Origin of the sequence: Belnapia sp. F-4-1, from assembly GCF_000802185.1 — a bacterium.
In the GTDB taxonomy this organism is placed as follows: domain Bacteria; phylum Pseudomonadota; class Alphaproteobacteria; order Acetobacterales; family Acetobacteraceae; genus Belnapia.
Genome location: NZ_KN676113.1, coordinates 2,890,578 through 2,904,752 on the forward strand (window position 1 = coordinate 2,890,578; position 14,175 = coordinate 2,904,752).

A 14,175-nucleotide genomic window follows, 5' to 3' on the forward strand; every position below is an offset into this window, starting at 1 on the left:
TGAATGCCTAAGGAAGATGTTTCAGCAAGCCGACGAGACGTTTCGTGAAGGGTGCGAGAAGCTTCGGCGCATAATAATCCCCGGCGGCGCGCTTCGCGGCCTCGGCCAGGGTGGGGTAGGGGAGGACCATGCCGGCCAGCGCCGAGAGCGGCAGGCGGCGGCCGATCATCAGCCCGAACATCCCGGCCATCTCGCCCGCATGCGGCGCCAGCACCCCGGCGCCGAGCAGCCGCCCGCCCTTGTCCACCACCAGCTTGACGAGGCCATCCGTCAGCCCCTCGGCGGCGGCCCGGTCATTCTCGGCGACCGGCCAGCGGAGGATGGACAGCCCGGCATGGCCTGCCTCGCGCGCTTCCGCCTCGGTCAGGCCGATCTGCGCCAGCTCCGGATCGGCATAGGTGACGCGGGGCAGGGCGGCGTAGCTCACCTTGGTGAAGGGCAGGCGGAACAGCATGGAGCGGACCAGGATGCCGGCATGCTGGCTCGCCACATGGGTGAAGGCACGCGGGCCGATGCCCTGGGGATCGGCGATGTCGCCCACCGCCCAGACCCGCTTGTTGGAGACGGATCGCAGATCGGCTCCGGTCACGATGCCGCGCGGGCTTGCCTCGACCCCGGCCGTCACCAAGTCGAGCCCGGCGAGCCGCGGCGTCCGGCCGATGGCGAGCAGCAGATGCGTCCCCGCGATGCGGCTGCCATCCTCCAGCACCGCGACGACGCCGGCCTGGGCGGCAAGGCTGTCCGGTTCCAGCTGCTCAAGGCGGACGACCTTGGCCCCTTCGCGGAATTCGACGCCGTCGCGGACCAGGGCGGCCTTGAGGCCTTCGGCCAGCTCCGGATCCTCGCGCGAGGCGATGCGCGGCCCCGCCTCGATGACGGTGACAAGGCAGCCGAGCCGGGCATGGGCCTGCGCCATCTCGAGGCCGATCGGCCCGCCGCCGAGGATGATGAGGTGTCCCGGCGGCTCCTCCAGGTCGAACAGCGTCTCGTTGGTCAGCCAGGGCACGCCGTCGAGCCCGGGCAGGTCCGGCACCACCGCGCTGCTGCCGGCGGCGATGACGGCGCGGCGGAAGGTCAGGCGCCGCCCGCCGGCCTCGATCTCGTCGGGGGCGATGAAATGCGCCGAGGCCTCGATCACCTCGACGCCCATGCCGCGGAAGCGGGCGGCGCTGTCATTCGGCGCGATGCGGGCGATGGCGCCATGGACATGGGCGCGCACCCCGACCCAGTCGATTTCCGGCGGCGGCAGGCGGATGCCGAAGCGCGCCGCCTGCCGCGCCGAGGCGGCGGCATGGGCCGCGGCGAGCAGCGCCTTGGAGGGCACGCAGCCATAGTTGAGGCAGTCGCCGCCCATCCGTCCGCGCTCGACCAGCGCGACCCTGAGGCCGAGCCCGGCCGAGATGGACGCGACCGACAGCCCGGCCGCGCCCGCGCCGATGACCACCACGTCGAAATCCGGCATGCGCATCCCCGTGCTCAGCAGAGTTAGGTGTCGGCGCGGGGGTTACGCCAGCCGGCCGCTCAGCGCCAGAGCGCCCGGCCGCGATTGACGCCGCCCCTATCCCCTCCCTATACGTTCCCGCCTTCGCCGGGACCCAGCCGCAAGGGTCGCCGGCCGTTCGCGCAAGTCCTCTGGGCAAGTCCCCTTGGGCATGGCCGGACGAACCCAGTCGGAGATTGATCGTGAAGCGTACCTACCAGCCCTCCAAGCTCGTCCGGAAGCGCCGGCATGGCTTCCGCGCCCGCATGGCGACGGTCGGTGGCCGCAAGGTGCTGGCCAACCGCCGCTCCAAGGGCCGCGCCAAGCTCAGCGCCTGACGGGCCACGGGGGAATTTCCGCATGCCGGGCCGCCTTTCCCGGCTGACCAAGCGCCGCGAATTCCTCCGGGTCGCCAGCCGGGGCCGGAAGGCCGCGCGCCCTTCCCTGGTGTTGCAGGCCCTGCCGCAGCCCGAAGGGCCGCTGCGCCTCGGCTTCACCGCCACCAAGAAGATCGGCAATGCCGTCATCCGCAACCGCGCCAAGCGCCGGCTGCGGGAGGCGGCGCGGCTGACCTTGGCAAGCTTGGCTTTGGGCGAGGCCCCGCCGCAGGGCTGGGACCTCGTGCTCATCGCCCGCGACGGGACCGGCGCCCGCCCCTGGGACAAATTGCTCGCCGACCTGCGCGGCGCCCTTCGCCAAGCCGGCGTGACGCCCGAATGAGCGCCGCCGAAACCGCGCTGAAGGGTGCCGTCCTCGCCTATCAATGGACGCTGCGGCCGGTGCTCGGCTGCAATTGCCGCTTCTACCCCTCCTGCAGCGACTATGCGCTGGACGCGCTCGGCACCCATGGCGCGCTGCGCGGCGCCTGGATGGCCACGGGGCGCATCCTCCGCTGCAACCCCTGGCACCCTGGCGGCTACGACCCGGTGCCGCCCCAGACCCTGCCGAAAGGCTGAAGCTTTTCCATGGACCAGAAGCGCCTTTTCGTGGCGATTGCCATCTCGATCGGCATCCTGCTGGCTTTCGATGCCCTCAACCGCCCGGCGCGGGAGGCGCAGCGCGCCCAGCAGCAGCAGGCGGCCGATGCGCAGCAGCCGGCCCCGGCGCCCGGCCCGGCCGGGCCGCTCCGTGCCCCAACCGATGCCTCGCCTGCCGCCAGCGTGCCGACGGCGCCCGCCGCGCGCCTGCCGGTCGAGGGGCCACGCGTGCAGGGCACGCTCTCGCTCCGCGGCGCCCGGCTGGATGACCTGGTGCTGCGCGGCTACCGCGAGACGGTTGACCAGAATTCGCCGCTCGTCCGCCTGCTGGCGCCGCGCGAAGGTGGCGCGCCCTACTACGCGCAATGGGGCTGGACGGCCGCCGATGGCCGCACCCGCGTGCCGGCCAACGATACGGACTGGACGGCGGAGGGCAGCGCGCTGGCGCCTGCCTCTCCGGTGACGCTGCGCTGGGACAACGGGCAGGGCCAGGTCTTCGAGATCGGACTCTCGCTCGACGAGAACTACATGCTGACCGCCGAGCAGCGCGTGCGCAACAACGGTGCCGAGCCGGTGCAGGTGCTGCCCTGGTCGCGCATCCGCCGGGAAAGCACGCCGCCGACCCAGGGCTTCTACATCCTGCACGAGGGCTTCGTCGGCGTGCTCGACGGGCGGCTGCGGGAAGAAACCTACGGCAACGCCAAGAGCGAGGCGGCCAAGCGCAACGGCGCCGCCTTCGAGCAGGAGACCGGGGCGGGCTGGGCCGGCTTCACCGACAAGTACTGGCTGACCGCCCTCTCGCCCGTCGATCCTGCGCAGCGCCACCGCGCGGCCTACCGCCACACCACCGATGCCGGGCCGCGTGGGCCCGAGGATCGCTGGCAGGTCGATTTCGCCCCTGTCGCGCCGCAGAGCGTTGCGCCCGGCGCCAGCGCCGCCAACGGCATCCGTCTTTTCGCCGGCGCCAAGGAGGTGCGGCTGCTCGACAGCTATGGCGAGCGGCTCGGCATCCCTGATTTCGACAAGGCCGTCGATTTCGGCTGGTTCTACTTCCTGACCAAGCCGTTCTTTTATGCGATCGACTGGCTTTTCGGCATCTTCGGCAATTTCGGCGTCGCCATCCTGGTCTTCACCCTGGCGCTGAAGGCGGCCTTCTTCCCGCTGGCCAACAAGGCCTACAAGTCGATGAGCCGAATGAAAATCCTCGGCCCGAAGATGCAGGAGATCCGTGAGCGGCATAAGGAGGACCCGGCTAAGGCCCAGGCCGAGATGATGGCGCTCTACCGGACGGAGAAGATCAACCCGGCCTCCGGCTGCCTGCCCATCCTCATCCAGATCCCGGTCTTCTTCGCGCTCTACAAGGTGCTCTTCGTCACCATCGAGATGCGGCACGCGCCCTTCTTCGGCTGGATTCACGACCTCTCGGCGCCCGATCCGACCAACTTGTTCAACCTGTTCGGGCTCATCCCCTACGACCCGATGCAGCTGACGCACTACCTGCACATGCCGGCCTGGGCGCTGATCATGGGCGCCACCATGTACTTCCAGCAGAAGCTGAACCCGCAGCCGCCGGACCCGATCCAGGCGAAGATCTTCCAGTGGATGCCGGTGATCTTCACCTTCATGCTGGCAAGCTTCCCGGCCGGCCTCGTCATCTACTGGTCCTGGAACAACCTGCTTTCCATCCTGCAGCAGCGCTACATCATGGCGCTGGAGGCGAAGCGGACGGGCGGCAAGCCGGGCCTCGCCGTGCCGGCCGTGGCGAAGAAGGGCTGATGGCCGAGCACGCGCTGCCCGCCAACGCCGCCATCCTGGCGGGCGGCCTCAGCGAGGCACGGACCGAGGCGGAGCGGGCCGCGCTGATCGAGGCAGGGCGACAGCTGTTCACCAAGCCCTGCACCTTCTTCTACGCCTCGCAGAAGATCGACCAGCTGCCGCCTGCCGAGGGGCCGGAGATCGCCTTCTGCGGCCGTTCGAATGTGGGCAAGTCCTCGCTGGTGAATGCCCTGACCGGGCAGAATGCTCTGGCCCGCGTCTCGCACACGCCGGGGCGGACCAAGCAGCTCAACTTCTTCAATCTCGGCGACCAGCTCACGCTGGTCGACATGCCGGGCTATGGCTATGCCCAGGCCTCGAAGAGCGTGAAGGCCGATTGGCAGGGGTTGATGTTCGACTTCCTGCGTGGCCGGGCGACCCTGCGGCGCGTCCTCCTCCTGCTCGATGCGCGGATCGAGACCAAGGCCGGCGACCGGGCGGCGATGAGCCTCCTGACCGAGGCAGCCGTGCCCTTCCAGATCGTCCTCACCAAGGCCGACGACGCCAAGCCCTGGTGGCTGAAGCAGAGGATCGCCGAGGCCGAGAAGCTTGCCCGCGAGGAGACTGCCGGCCACCCGCTGGTGCTCGTCACCAGCAGCCGGACCGGGGAGGGAATTCCGGAATTGCGGGCCGAGATGGCTTCGCTCGCCCGCGCCGCTTGACCGGCTGCGGCCGTCCCCCTACAGCCCGGCCGCCAGCACCGGAGACTCCCGGCCGATGACCGACGACACCCCCGACCCGATGAAGATTCTGGCCGGCGCGCTGCCCTTCCTCAAGCGCTACGACGACCAGATCGTCGTCGTGAAATATGGCGGCCATGCCATGGGCGAGGAGGAGACGGCGCTCCGCTTCGGGCGCGACATCGCCCTGCTGGAGCAGGTGGGCGTCAACCCCGTCGTCGTGCATGGCGGCGGGCCGCAGATCAACGCCATGCTGAAGCGGCTGAACGTGCAGTCCACCTTCATCCAGGGGCTGCGCGTCACCGACGAGGCGATGCTCGACGTGGTCGAGATGGTCCTCGCCGGGCCGGTCAACAAGCAGGTTGCGGAGGCGATCACCCGTGCCGGCGCGCTCGCCGTCGGCATCTCCGGCAAGGATGGCGGGCTGATCACGGCGCGGAAGCTGCTGCGGACGGTGCGCGACCCCAGCTCGCATCTCGAGCAGGTGCTCGATCTCGGCTTCGTTGGCGAGCCGGCCTCGGTCGATACCCGCGTGCTGCGGCTGCTGATCGGCGCCGACATCATCCCGGTCGTCGCCCCGGTTGGCGTCGGCGAGGGGGGACAGACCTACAACATCAATGCCGATACGGTGGCCGGCGCCATCGCCGGCGCGCTCGGCGCCGAACGGCTGCTGATGCTGACCGACGTGCGCGGCGTGCTCGGCCCGGATGGCCAGCTGATCCCTGAGATGACGGTCTCCGAGGTGCAGGCCGGCATCGCCGCGGGCTGGATTTCGGGCGGCATGATCCCAAAGGTCGAGACCTGCATCTATGCGATCGAGCGCGGGGTAAAGGGCGCCGTCATCCTCGATGGCCGCGTCCCGCATGCGGTGCTGCACGAGCTCTTCACCGATGGCGGGGCCGGGACGCTCATCAAGCCCTGACGTCCGGCTCGGCCAGGAGTTCGATCTGCCAGAGCATTTCGGCGGTGGAGAGGGGCCACTTCTCATCCGGCCCGGGCAGCAGCGCGGTGCCCGGCGCAAGCTGGCCGAGCACGCTCTGTGCCAGCACGGCGCAATGCATGCCGAAGCCCGCCTGCCAGCAAAGGCTGGTCAGTGCCCGGGCGCTGCGCAGCCGCACCGCCTCCTCCACCGCCTGGAGGGTGACGGAAGCCTCCTGCGCCAGCAGTCTTGCCATCGCCGCATGGTCGCCGCGCCGGGCCGCCGCTTCGAAGAGCGCGCTGGCCGGGGGGTCTGCCGCCCCTTCCAGCAGCCGGGCCTCCACGCGGTCCTGCAGCCGGCGGGCCAGGTCGGGCGCGAGGTCGGGCCGGTCGGCCAGCGCCTCCAGCAGATGGCCGGCGACGCAAAGGGCGAGCGCCCGCTGCGCCCGGGGCGGCAAGGATGGGCGGCGTACTAGGCTTTCCTGCCAGTGGATGCGCGTCGCTGCCTGGACGATCAGCCCGTCCAGGGTCTGCTCGCGGATGGCGGCCGAGGGGTTGGCGAGCAGCGCGCCGATCGCTGCCTCATTCGTTGAGGATGCGATGGCGTCGGAAAGGATTTCGCTCAGCGCCGGCCGGCGGGCGACCGCGGTTAAGGTATCCGGCACGGGTGGCGCGGCGATCAGCGCCAGCAGGTCCTCCTCGCTCAGCATGGGCGAGAGGCGGATGACGGGCTCCGCCACCTCCATCGCCGCATCGGCTGCGAGGCGGAGGATAAGGTCATGCGGCGCATCCGGCATCGCCTTCAACTCCTCGGCGATGACGGCGCGAACGTGGATCGCGGTATCCTGGGCGAGGCTGCACAGCGCATGCCATGCGATTGCCCCCAGCCGGTCCTCGGCGATGGCGAGGGCGGCGGCGCGGGGTGCCAGCTTCCGCCCGAGCGCGGCCCGCACCGCCGGGTCTGCATCGCTGGCCAGCAACCGGTCCGCCTGGGTGGGGGCCGCAGCATTGCCGGCGACCGCGCCGCGCACCGCCGGGCTGCCGTCGCCGGCCAGATAGTAAAGCAGTTCCGGCCGCGTGCCGGGCAGGGCGGCGATGGCCATGCGCTCCGCCTCGGCCCCGTCCCGCGCGAGGCGCTTGGCCACCTCGAAGCTCGTCTTGCTGGCCATCACCCCTCCGTCGTCCCGGGCGCCAGGCGCCAGCCATTCCTGCCATGCCGCTTGGTCGCATACATGGCCGTATCCGCCCGGGCGATCAGGCTGTCCGGCGTGTCGGAGCCATCGACCGCCCGCATGGCGATGCCGATGCTGAAGGTCAGCGGCAGGGTGAACCCGGGAACCAGCCCGGGCAGCACGGTGAGGGCTGTTCGGCAGATCGCCTCCGCCCGCATGGTGGCGGCCGCGCTGTCGGCGCCTTCCAGCCAGGCGGCAAATTCATCGCCGCCAAGCCGTGCGACCAGATCGGTCGGGCGGACGATGTCGCGCAACACCCGGCCCACCGCGACCAGTGCGGAATCGCCCGCTTCATGGCCCATGCGGTCATTCAGCGGTTTGAAATTGTCGAGGTCGAGGAAGAGCAGGGCGCCGCGTTCCACCGTCTCCCGCGACATGGCCAGCCGGTCGAGCCGGCGGTTGAGATCATCGAGAAAGGCGCGGCGGTTCAGCAGCCCGGTCAGCCCATCGGTCCGCGCCTGGAGTTCCAGCTCCTGTTGCAGGACCTGGTTGCCGAGGGCGACGAAGAGCAGGTCGGCGGCGGCCGCCAGCAGGTGCTCGTCATCCTTGTCGAAGGGCCTCGCTCCGGCCTGGCGCCAGGCGAGCAGCGCATGGCGAGGCATCGTGCAATGCGGATGCGGCAGCAGCGCCAGCGGTTCGCCCGCGGGCCCGGTGCCGAAGACCGGCGCCATCGTCTCCAGCATTGGGGCGAGAGCGGCGAAGAGCGGGGTCGGCTCGGCGCCATGCCGGTGGAGGGCCCGGAGCTGCCCGTTTGTGCCGATCTCGAGCACGGCGGCGCTGGAGCAGCCAAGGGCCGGGCCCAGCGCCTCCAGCGTCGAGGTCAGCATGCGCGGCGCCAGCACTTGGCGGCGCACCCGGCGCACCAGCGTCTCCAGCGCCTTGGCGCGGCGCAGCGTGGCCGCCTGCGCCTCTGTCTCGCGCAACTCGGCAGTCACCTCCCGGCCGATGCCGCGGAGCCCGGCGAAGCGTCCCGCCGTGTCGGCGAGCGGCACCAGCAAGAGGTTGAAGCATCCTGGCTCCGCCCCGGCGAGCCAGGCCCGCACGCCTCGCATGGGCTGCCGCGCGGCGAAAGGGTCCGGCTCCGGATGGAGCAGCAGCCGCTGCGCCGGCTCGCCCAGCAGCGCCGCTGCCTCCTGTCCCAGCACCCGCTCCGGCCAAAGGAAGGTGAGGCGGCCTCCCGCATCCGTCTCGAAGGCCAGGTCGGCGGCAAGGCTGGCGAAATCCTGCCAGCGTTGGCGGGATTCCAGGAAGGCGCCGGGCAGGCCGGCGGGCAGGATCAAGGGAGCGGCGGAATCCATGTGCACTACCTTGCTCCTCCGCCCCTGAATGCGGGGTTAAAAGCCCGCCCTGGTGTTGCGGGACGCGGCGCGGACGGCCGGGTCGCCACCCGGGATGGCCGTCCGGTGGGCGCCTGCGGAAGACTCCCCACGCCCCCTCCGTTGACACGGGCGCGCCCGCATCGGCATGGTCCGGCCGCCTCCGTCCAGGGACCCCGCCGATGACCCTTTCCGCCCTCCAGGCCCCGATCGAATCCCTCTGGGAGCGCCGCGACAGCGTCTCCTCGGCGACGCGCGGCGAGGAGCGCGACGTGGTCATGGCCGCGCTCGAGGCGCTCGATGGCGGCGAGGCTCGCGTCGCCGAGCCCGATGGCCAGGGCGACTGGCGGGTGAACCAGTGGCTGAAGCAGGCCGTGCTGCTCTCCTTCCGCCTCACCGATTCGGCGCCGATGGACACCGCCGCCGGGGCCTTTGACAAGGTGCCGCTGAAATTCGCCGATTGGGGCCCGAACCGCTTCAAGGAGGCCGGCTTCCGCGCGGTGCCGGGCGCCGTGGTGCGCAAGTCCGCCCATATCGCGCCGGGCGTCGTGCTGATGCCGAGCTTCGTCAATGTCGGCGCCTATGTCGACCGCAACACCATGGTCGATACCTGGGCGACCGTCGGCTCCTGCGCGCAGATCGGCAAGAACTGTCACCTTTCGGGCGGCGTCGGCATCGGCGGCGTGCTAGAGCCGCTGCAGGCCAACCCCGTCATCATCGAGGATGACTGCTTCATCGGCGCCCGCTCCGAGGTGGCCGAAGGCGTCATCGTCGAGCGTGGCGCGGTGCTCTCCATGGGCGTCTTCCTCGGCGCCTCCACCAAGATCATCGATCGCGCGACAGGCGAGGTGCATATCGGCCGCGTGCCGGCCTATTCCGTCGTGGTTCCCGGCAGCCTGCCCGGCAAGCCGCTGCCGGACGGCACGCCCGGCCCTTCGCTCTACTGCGCCGTCATCGTCAAGCGCGTCGATGCGCAGACGCGCGCCAAGACCAGCATCAACGAGCTGCTGCGCGACTGATCTGCCCATGCGCAATGCCCCGACCGACCCGCTGCCGCTCGCCCAGGCGCTGATCCGCTGCCCGAGCGTGACGCCCGCCGATGCCGGCGCGCTCGCCCTGCTGGAAGCGGCGCTGCGCCCGCTCGGCTTCACCTGCCATCGGATGCGCTTCGGCGAGACGGAGAACCTCTTCGCCCGCCGCGGCACGGAGGGGCCGCATTTCTGCTATGCCGGCCATACCGATGTGGTGCCGCCCGGCGCCGGGGGTTGGACCGACGATCCTTTCGCCGCGACCGTCCGTGACGGCCTGCTCTATGGCCGCGGCGCCTGCGACATGAAGGGCGGCATCGCCGCCTTCGTTGCCGGCCTCACCGATTATCTCGCCGCCAACCCCAACCCGCCGGGCAGCATCAGCCTGCTTATCACCGGCGACGAGGAAGGCCCCGCCAAGGACGGCACGGTGCGCGTGCTGGACTGGCTGGCGGCCAGGGACGAGATCCCCGACATGGCGCTGGTCGGCGAGCCGAGCTCGCGGGCGCGGCTCGGCGACATCGTCAAGGTCGGTCGGCGTGGCAGCATGACGGCCTGGATCACCCTGTTCGGCACGCAGGGCCACAGCGCCTATCCGCAGCGTGCCGACAACCCGATCCATCGCCTGGTCCGCGTGCTGCACCGCCTGACCGCCGAGCCGCTCGACCATGGCAGCGAATTCTTCGAGCCCACGACCTTGCAGGTCACCGGCTTCGATGTCGGCAATGCGGCGAACAACGTCATCCCCGGCGAGGCACGGGCGATGCTCAACATCCGCTTCAACGACCGGCACACGAGCGCCAGCCTCACCGAGCGCCTGCATGCGGCGCTGCGGGCGGAGGAGGCGCGGTACGAGATGCGCATCGACTGCTCCGGCGAAAGCTTCCTGACCTCGCCCGGCCCCTTCGTGGATGCGTTGAAGCGGGCGGTCGAGCGCAGCACCGGCGGAACGCCGGCGCTCGATACCGGCGGCGGCACATCCGATGCGCGTTTCCTGGCCCGCTTCTGCCCGGTTGCCGAGCTGGGCGGCGTCGGCAGCACCATGCACAAGGCCGATGAACGCGTGCCGGTCGAGGAGCTGCGTGACTTGGCCGCGCTCTACCGCGCCGTGCTCGAGGAGAGCCTCGGCTGACCAACCCGCCCGGCCCTGTCCCGCATCGCCTGGTGATCGAGGCCGGGCTGCGCGGTGCCCTGCTGCTCGCCCGTGGTCGGGTGGATGGGCTGCTGCTGATGGAGGGCTCCCCCGCTGGCGCCGGCCGCAGCTTCTGGGCGGCGGCGATCTGCCTGCCGGCCTTCCTCGCGTTGCGCTTCCTCGCGTGGTCCGGGGATGGCGGGCCGGAACTCGGCCTGTTGCGCGGGTTGGTAGCGGAGCTGATCGGCTATGCCTGCGCCTGGGTCGGCTTTGCCCTGCTCTCCCTGCCGTTGGCGGAGGCGGCGGGGCGCAGGGCGGAGTGGCCGCGCTTCGTCGCCGCCTGGAACTGGACGAATGTCGTGCAGTACCTGGTAATGCTGGCGCTGACGGTTCCGGCGGAGCTCGGCCTGCCGCCGCTGCTGGCGCATGGGCTGGGGCTGGCGGGGGTCGGTTATGCGCTCTGGCTCGAATGGTTCGCGGCGCGGAGCGCGCTGCGCATCCCGGGCGGCATGGCGGCGGCCTTCGTGGTGCTCGATCTGGCGCTGGGGCTCGCGGTCGGCGGGGTCGTCGGGCGGCTGAGCGGCGGCTAGAGCGGTTCCGTTCGCACTGGCTCATGGCACCCGCTCTAGCCCATTGTTTTGGCGATCAAATCGCTCCGATCAGATGATTCCATCTGATCGGAGTTTGCTCTAGACCCAGCCGATCTCCTCCGTATAGCGGACGAAGAGGAAGGTCAGACCTTCCGATGGCGCCGTCTGACCGGCCTTGGCCCGGTCCCGGCTCTCCAGCACACGCCGTGGCCACTCCACCCCGCGCTTGCCGAGGCCGACCTCCAGCAACGTCCCCGCCAGGTTGCGGATCTGGTGGTGCAGGAAGCTGCGTGCCTCGGCGAGGATCACCACCTCATCTCCGTGGCGCATCACGTCGAGTCGCTCCAGCGTTCGCACCGGCGTCTTCGCCTGGCAGGCGGCGGCGCGATAGGCGGAGAAATCGTGCCGGCCAAGCAGCCCCTGCGCCGCCGCATGCATCGCCGCGGCATCGAGGCGCGCCGGCACATGCCAGACGCGGCCAGTTTCCAGCGCCGGCCGGGCGCGGCGATTGAGGATGCGGTAGCGGTAGCCCCGCTGCACGGCGGAGAAGCGGGCGTTCCAGCCATTCGGCGCGAGCGCGGCCCGCACCACCACCAGCGGGTGCGGCTTCATGTGGAAATTGAGCGCCTCCCGCAGCCGCTCCGGTGCCAGCTCCCGCATGAGGGCGAGTTGCGTCACCTGGCCCTCGGCATGGACGCCGGCATCGGTGCGCCCTGCGGCGATGGCGAGCGGCACGGTGCCGCCGTCGAGCACGGCGCCCGCCTCCTCCAGCACCTGCTGGATGGAGAGGCCGCTGCCCTGACGCTGCCAGCCGACGAAGGGCGTGCCATCATACTCCAGCGTCAGCGCATAGAGCGGCACTACCCAAGCACCGTGCCGGGCGGCAGCGGGAAGCCACGGAGGAAATCCCCGGCCGGCAGCGGGCCGCGCCCGGGCCGTTGCAGCCGCAGCAGGCGCAGCGCGCCCTCGCCGCAGGCGATGAGCGCGGCCTCGTCCAGCACCGTGCCGGGCGGGCCGGCGCCCTCGGCGGGTTCCGCTGCCAGTATGCGAACCGTCTCGCCGGTCAGGGTGAAGACGGTGCCCGGCCAGGGGTTCAGCGCCCGCACCCGGCGGTCCAGCGCTGCGGCCGGCAGGGTCCAGTCGAGCGGCGCATCCGCCTTGCTGAGCTTCGGCGCGTAGGTCGCGCCCTCCGGCGGCTGGGGAAGGGCGGGTGGGGACCGGTCGAGCGCCTCCAGCACCAGCCTTGCGCCCATGGCCGACAGCGCGTCGTGCAGTTCGGGCGTCGTGGTGCGCGGCCCGATCGAAATGGTGCCCTTCAGCAGCATGGGGCCGGTATCGAGCCCTTCCTCCATCTGCATGATGGTGATGCCGCTCTCGGCATCGCCGGCGAGGATGGCCGCCTGGATCGGCGCCGCCCCGCGCCAGCGCGGCAGCAGCGAGGCATGGATGTTGAGGCAGCCGCGCCGCGGCGCCTCCAGCATCGGCCGCGGCAGGATCAGCCCGTAGGCGGCGACGACCGCCGCCTCCAGTCCGAGCGCGGCGAAGGCGGCGTGTTCCGCCGCGTCCTTCCTGAGCCGCGCCGGCGTCCGCACCAGCAGGCCGAGCTCCAGCGCCGCCCGGTGCACCGGACAGGGCTGCTCCTTCTGCCCGCGCCCGGCCGGGCGCGGTGGCTGACAATAGACGGCAGCGATCTCGTGCCCCGCCCCATGCAGCGCCCGGAGCGCCGGCACGGCGAAATCCGGGCTGCCCATGAAGGCGAGCCTCATTCCCGCCCCCGCGCCTTCAGATCCTTTGCCAGCTTGCGCAGCAGCATGTTCCGCTTCAGCGGGGAGATGTGGTCGACGAAGAGGACGCCGTTCAGGTGGTCGACCTCGTGCTGCAGGCAGGTCGCCAGCAGCCCCTCCGCCTCGATCTCGCGCTTCGCGCCTTCCAGGTCCAGGTAGCGCAGCTTCACCCGCGCCGGCCGCGTGACATCGGCATACTGGCCGGGAAGGGACAGGCAACCCTCCTCCCGCGTCGAGAGCTCGGTGCTGGCGGCGACGATCTCCGGGTTCACCAGCACGAGCGGCGCCGGCTTCTCCTCCGGCTGGAGGTCGACGACGATCAGCCGCAGCAGCTCCCCCACCTGCGGGGCGGCGAGGCCGATGCCCGGTGCCTTGTACATGGCATCGAGCATCCGTGGGGCGAGGGCGCGGACCGTATCGGCATCGCCCTGGCCGACCGGGCGGGCCTTGGCGCGCAGCCGGGGGTCGGGGACGAGCAGGATCGGCAGGAGGGCGGGTTCGGTGGTCATGGGAGAGGGGCGATGTAGCCCCCGTGATCCCCCCTTGCAACCGGCCCGGCCACTGACAAGATTCATGTTGCGGCCGGGTGCTTCGGGTCCGGCCGCCTGCCCCGCTCCGGATGAGGAGGCTCCGCTTTTGTCGCGTCCATCGGTTTTCGGCTCGCCGCTCTTCCTCGGCTTCGACCATCTCGAGCAGATGCTCGACCGCGTCGCCAAGAATGCCGACGGCTATCCGCCCTACAACATCGAGCAGACTGCCGAGAACCGGCTGCGGATCACGCTGGCCGTCGCGGGATTTGCGATGGAGGACCTGCAGATCACGCAGGAGGACAACCAGCTCGTCATCCGCGGCCGGCAGCGTGACGATTCGGAGGGGAGGATTTTCCTCCACCGTGGCATCGCCGCCCGGCAGTTCCAGCGCGCCTTCGTCCTGGCCGAAGGAATCGAGGTGGAGGGCGCCTGGCTGGACAACGGCCTGTTGCATGTCGATCTGCAGCGGCCGCAGCCGGAGGTGAGGGTCAGGACCATCCAGATCAACGGCAGCGGGGCCCGCAGCGGCGCTTCCCAGGGAAGTGCAGCGAACGCATCGGCCGCCCGGGGCGTTGAGACGAGAACAGTCAACGGGGCGCCATTGCCCGTTGTCGAGGGGCGTGCCAGCCGGGGCTGAGCCCCGGCACGGGCGCCGAGTGCATGGATGCCCGGACGGGGCCATGCCGAAAGGAG

Annotated in this window: 16 protein-coding genes; 10 read left to right on the plus strand and 6 right to left on the minus strand. The window is 70.9% G+C overall.

Annotated features, from left to right (window positions below; all coding sequences use genetic code 11):
* Positions 1-7: 7 nt before the first annotated feature.
* On the minus strand, positions 8-1,462 hold the full coding sequence (locus LH62_RS13565) for an NAD(P)/FAD-dependent oxidoreductase (RefSeq protein ID WP_201445496.1): 1,455 nt from the start codon (positions 1,460-1,462) through the stop codon (positions 8-10).
* Positions 1,463-1,683: 221 nt separating this feature from the next.
* Between LH62_RS13565 and rpmH the strand changes: the two genes are divergently transcribed.
* Genes rpmH through argB form a run of 6 tightly spaced genes read left to right on the plus strand, consistent with a single transcriptional unit; the run spans position 1,684 to position 5,874 of the window.
* On the plus strand, positions 1,684-1,818 hold the full coding sequence (rpmH, locus tag LH62_RS13570) for a 50S ribosomal protein L34 (protein ID WP_043334407.1): 135 nt from the start codon (positions 1,684-1,686) through the stop codon (positions 1,816-1,818).
* Between the two features lie 22 nt (positions 1,819-1,840).
* Positions 1,841-2,200 carry a ribonuclease P protein component gene (rnpA, locus tag LH62_RS13575; RefSeq protein WP_043362041.1) on the plus strand — a complete coding sequence of 120 codons (360 nt, stop codon included), beginning with the start codon at positions 1,841-1,843 and terminating at the stop codon, positions 2,198-2,200.
* On the plus strand, positions 2,197-2,436 hold the full coding sequence (yidD, locus tag LH62_RS13580; protein WP_043362043.1) for a membrane protein insertion efficiency factor YidD: 240 nt from the start codon (positions 2,197-2,199) through the stop codon (positions 2,434-2,436). Before rnpA ends, yidD begins: the two co-directional genes overlap by 4 nt.
* Positions 2,437-2,445: 9 nt before the next feature.
* The gene (gene yidC, locus LH62_RS13585) at positions 2,446-4,233 is read left to right on the plus strand and encodes a membrane protein insertase YidC (RefSeq protein WP_052214411.1); all 1,788 of its coding nucleotides are present in this window, start codon (positions 2,446-2,448) and stop codon (positions 4,231-4,233) included.
* Positions 4,233-4,934 carry a ribosome biogenesis GTP-binding protein YihA/YsxC gene (yihA, locus tag LH62_RS13590; protein ID WP_082012558.1) on the plus strand — a complete coding sequence of 234 codons (702 nt, stop codon included), beginning with the start codon at positions 4,233-4,235 and terminating at the stop codon, positions 4,932-4,934. Before yidC ends, yihA begins: the two co-directional genes overlap by 1 nt.
* A gap of 55 nt (positions 4,935-4,989) precedes the next feature.
* Positions 4,990-5,874, plus strand: coding sequence for an acetylglutamate kinase (gene argB, locus LH62_RS13595; RefSeq protein WP_043362046.1), 885 nt, complete (start codon positions 4,990-4,992; stop codon positions 5,872-5,874).
* Here the strand turns inward: argB and LH62_RS13600 are convergent.
* Both LH62_RS13600 and LH62_RS28390 read right to left on the minus strand, forming a co-directional pair.
* Positions 5,864-7,039, minus strand: a complete 1,176-nt coding sequence (locus LH62_RS13600) for a DUF2336 domain-containing protein (RefSeq protein ID WP_052214414.1) — start codon at positions 7,037-7,039, stop codon at positions 5,864-5,866. The genes argB and LH62_RS13600 overlap by 11 nt on opposite strands.
* The gene (locus tag LH62_RS28390; RefSeq protein ID WP_052214416.1) at positions 7,039-8,400 is read right to left on the minus strand and encodes a GGDEF domain-containing protein; all 1,362 of its coding nucleotides are present in this window, start codon (positions 8,398-8,400) and stop codon (positions 7,039-7,041) included. Before LH62_RS28390 ends, LH62_RS13600 begins: the two co-directional genes overlap by 1 nt.
* A gap of 200 nt (positions 8,401-8,600) precedes the next feature.
* Here LH62_RS28390 and dapD point away from each other — a divergent pair, with 200 nt between their 5' ends.
* The 3 genes from dapD to LH62_RS28395 are packed head-to-tail and all read left to right on the plus strand — an operon-like array spanning position 8,601 to position 11,168.
* On the plus strand, positions 8,601-9,437 hold the full coding sequence (gene dapD / locus LH62_RS13610; RefSeq protein WP_043362051.1) for a 2,3,4,5-tetrahydropyridine-2,6-dicarboxylate N-succinyltransferase: 837 nt from the start codon (positions 8,601-8,603) through the stop codon (positions 9,435-9,437).
* 7 nt (positions 9,438-9,444) lie between these two features.
* Positions 9,445-10,578 (plus strand): succinyl-diaminopimelate desuccinylase, encoded by a 1,134-nt coding sequence (gene dapE, locus LH62_RS13615; RefSeq protein ID WP_043362055.1) that lies wholly within the window; start codon positions 9,445-9,447, stop codon positions 10,576-10,578.
* A gap of 32 nt (positions 10,579-10,610) precedes the next feature.
* Positions 10,611-11,168 (plus strand): hypothetical protein, encoded by a 558-nt coding sequence (locus LH62_RS28395; protein ID WP_052214419.1) that lies wholly within the window; start codon positions 10,611-10,613, stop codon positions 11,166-11,168.
* A 99-nt stretch (positions 11,169-11,267) separates the two neighbouring features.
* Here the strand turns inward: LH62_RS28395 and truA are convergent, their stop codons facing one another.
* Genes truA through def form a run of 3 tightly spaced genes read right to left on the minus strand, consistent with a single transcriptional unit; the run spans position 11,268 to position 13,461 of the window.
* Positions 11,268-12,029 (minus strand): tRNA pseudouridine(38-40) synthase TruA, encoded by a 762-nt coding sequence (truA, locus tag LH62_RS13625; RefSeq protein ID WP_043362059.1) that lies wholly within the window; start codon positions 12,027-12,029, stop codon positions 11,268-11,270.
* Positions 12,029-12,934 (minus strand): methionyl-tRNA formyltransferase, encoded by a 906-nt coding sequence (fmt, locus tag LH62_RS13630; RefSeq protein WP_043362061.1) that lies wholly within the window; start codon positions 12,932-12,934, stop codon positions 12,029-12,031. Before fmt ends, truA begins: the two co-directional genes overlap by 1 nt.
* Positions 12,931-13,461 carry a peptide deformylase gene (def, locus tag LH62_RS13635; protein ID WP_043362063.1) on the minus strand — a complete coding sequence of 177 codons (531 nt, stop codon included), beginning with the start codon at positions 13,459-13,461 and terminating at the stop codon, positions 12,931-12,933. The genes fmt and def overlap by 4 nt, the downstream gene beginning before the upstream one ends.
* Positions 13,462-13,648: 187 nt before the next feature.
* Between def and LH62_RS13640 the strand changes: the two genes are divergently transcribed.
* Complete coding sequence (locus LH62_RS13640; RefSeq protein WP_052214986.1) at positions 13,649-14,119, plus strand: Hsp20 family protein; 471 nt, start codon at positions 13,649-13,651, stop codon at positions 14,117-14,119.
* Positions 14,120-14,175 lie beyond the last annotated feature (56 nt).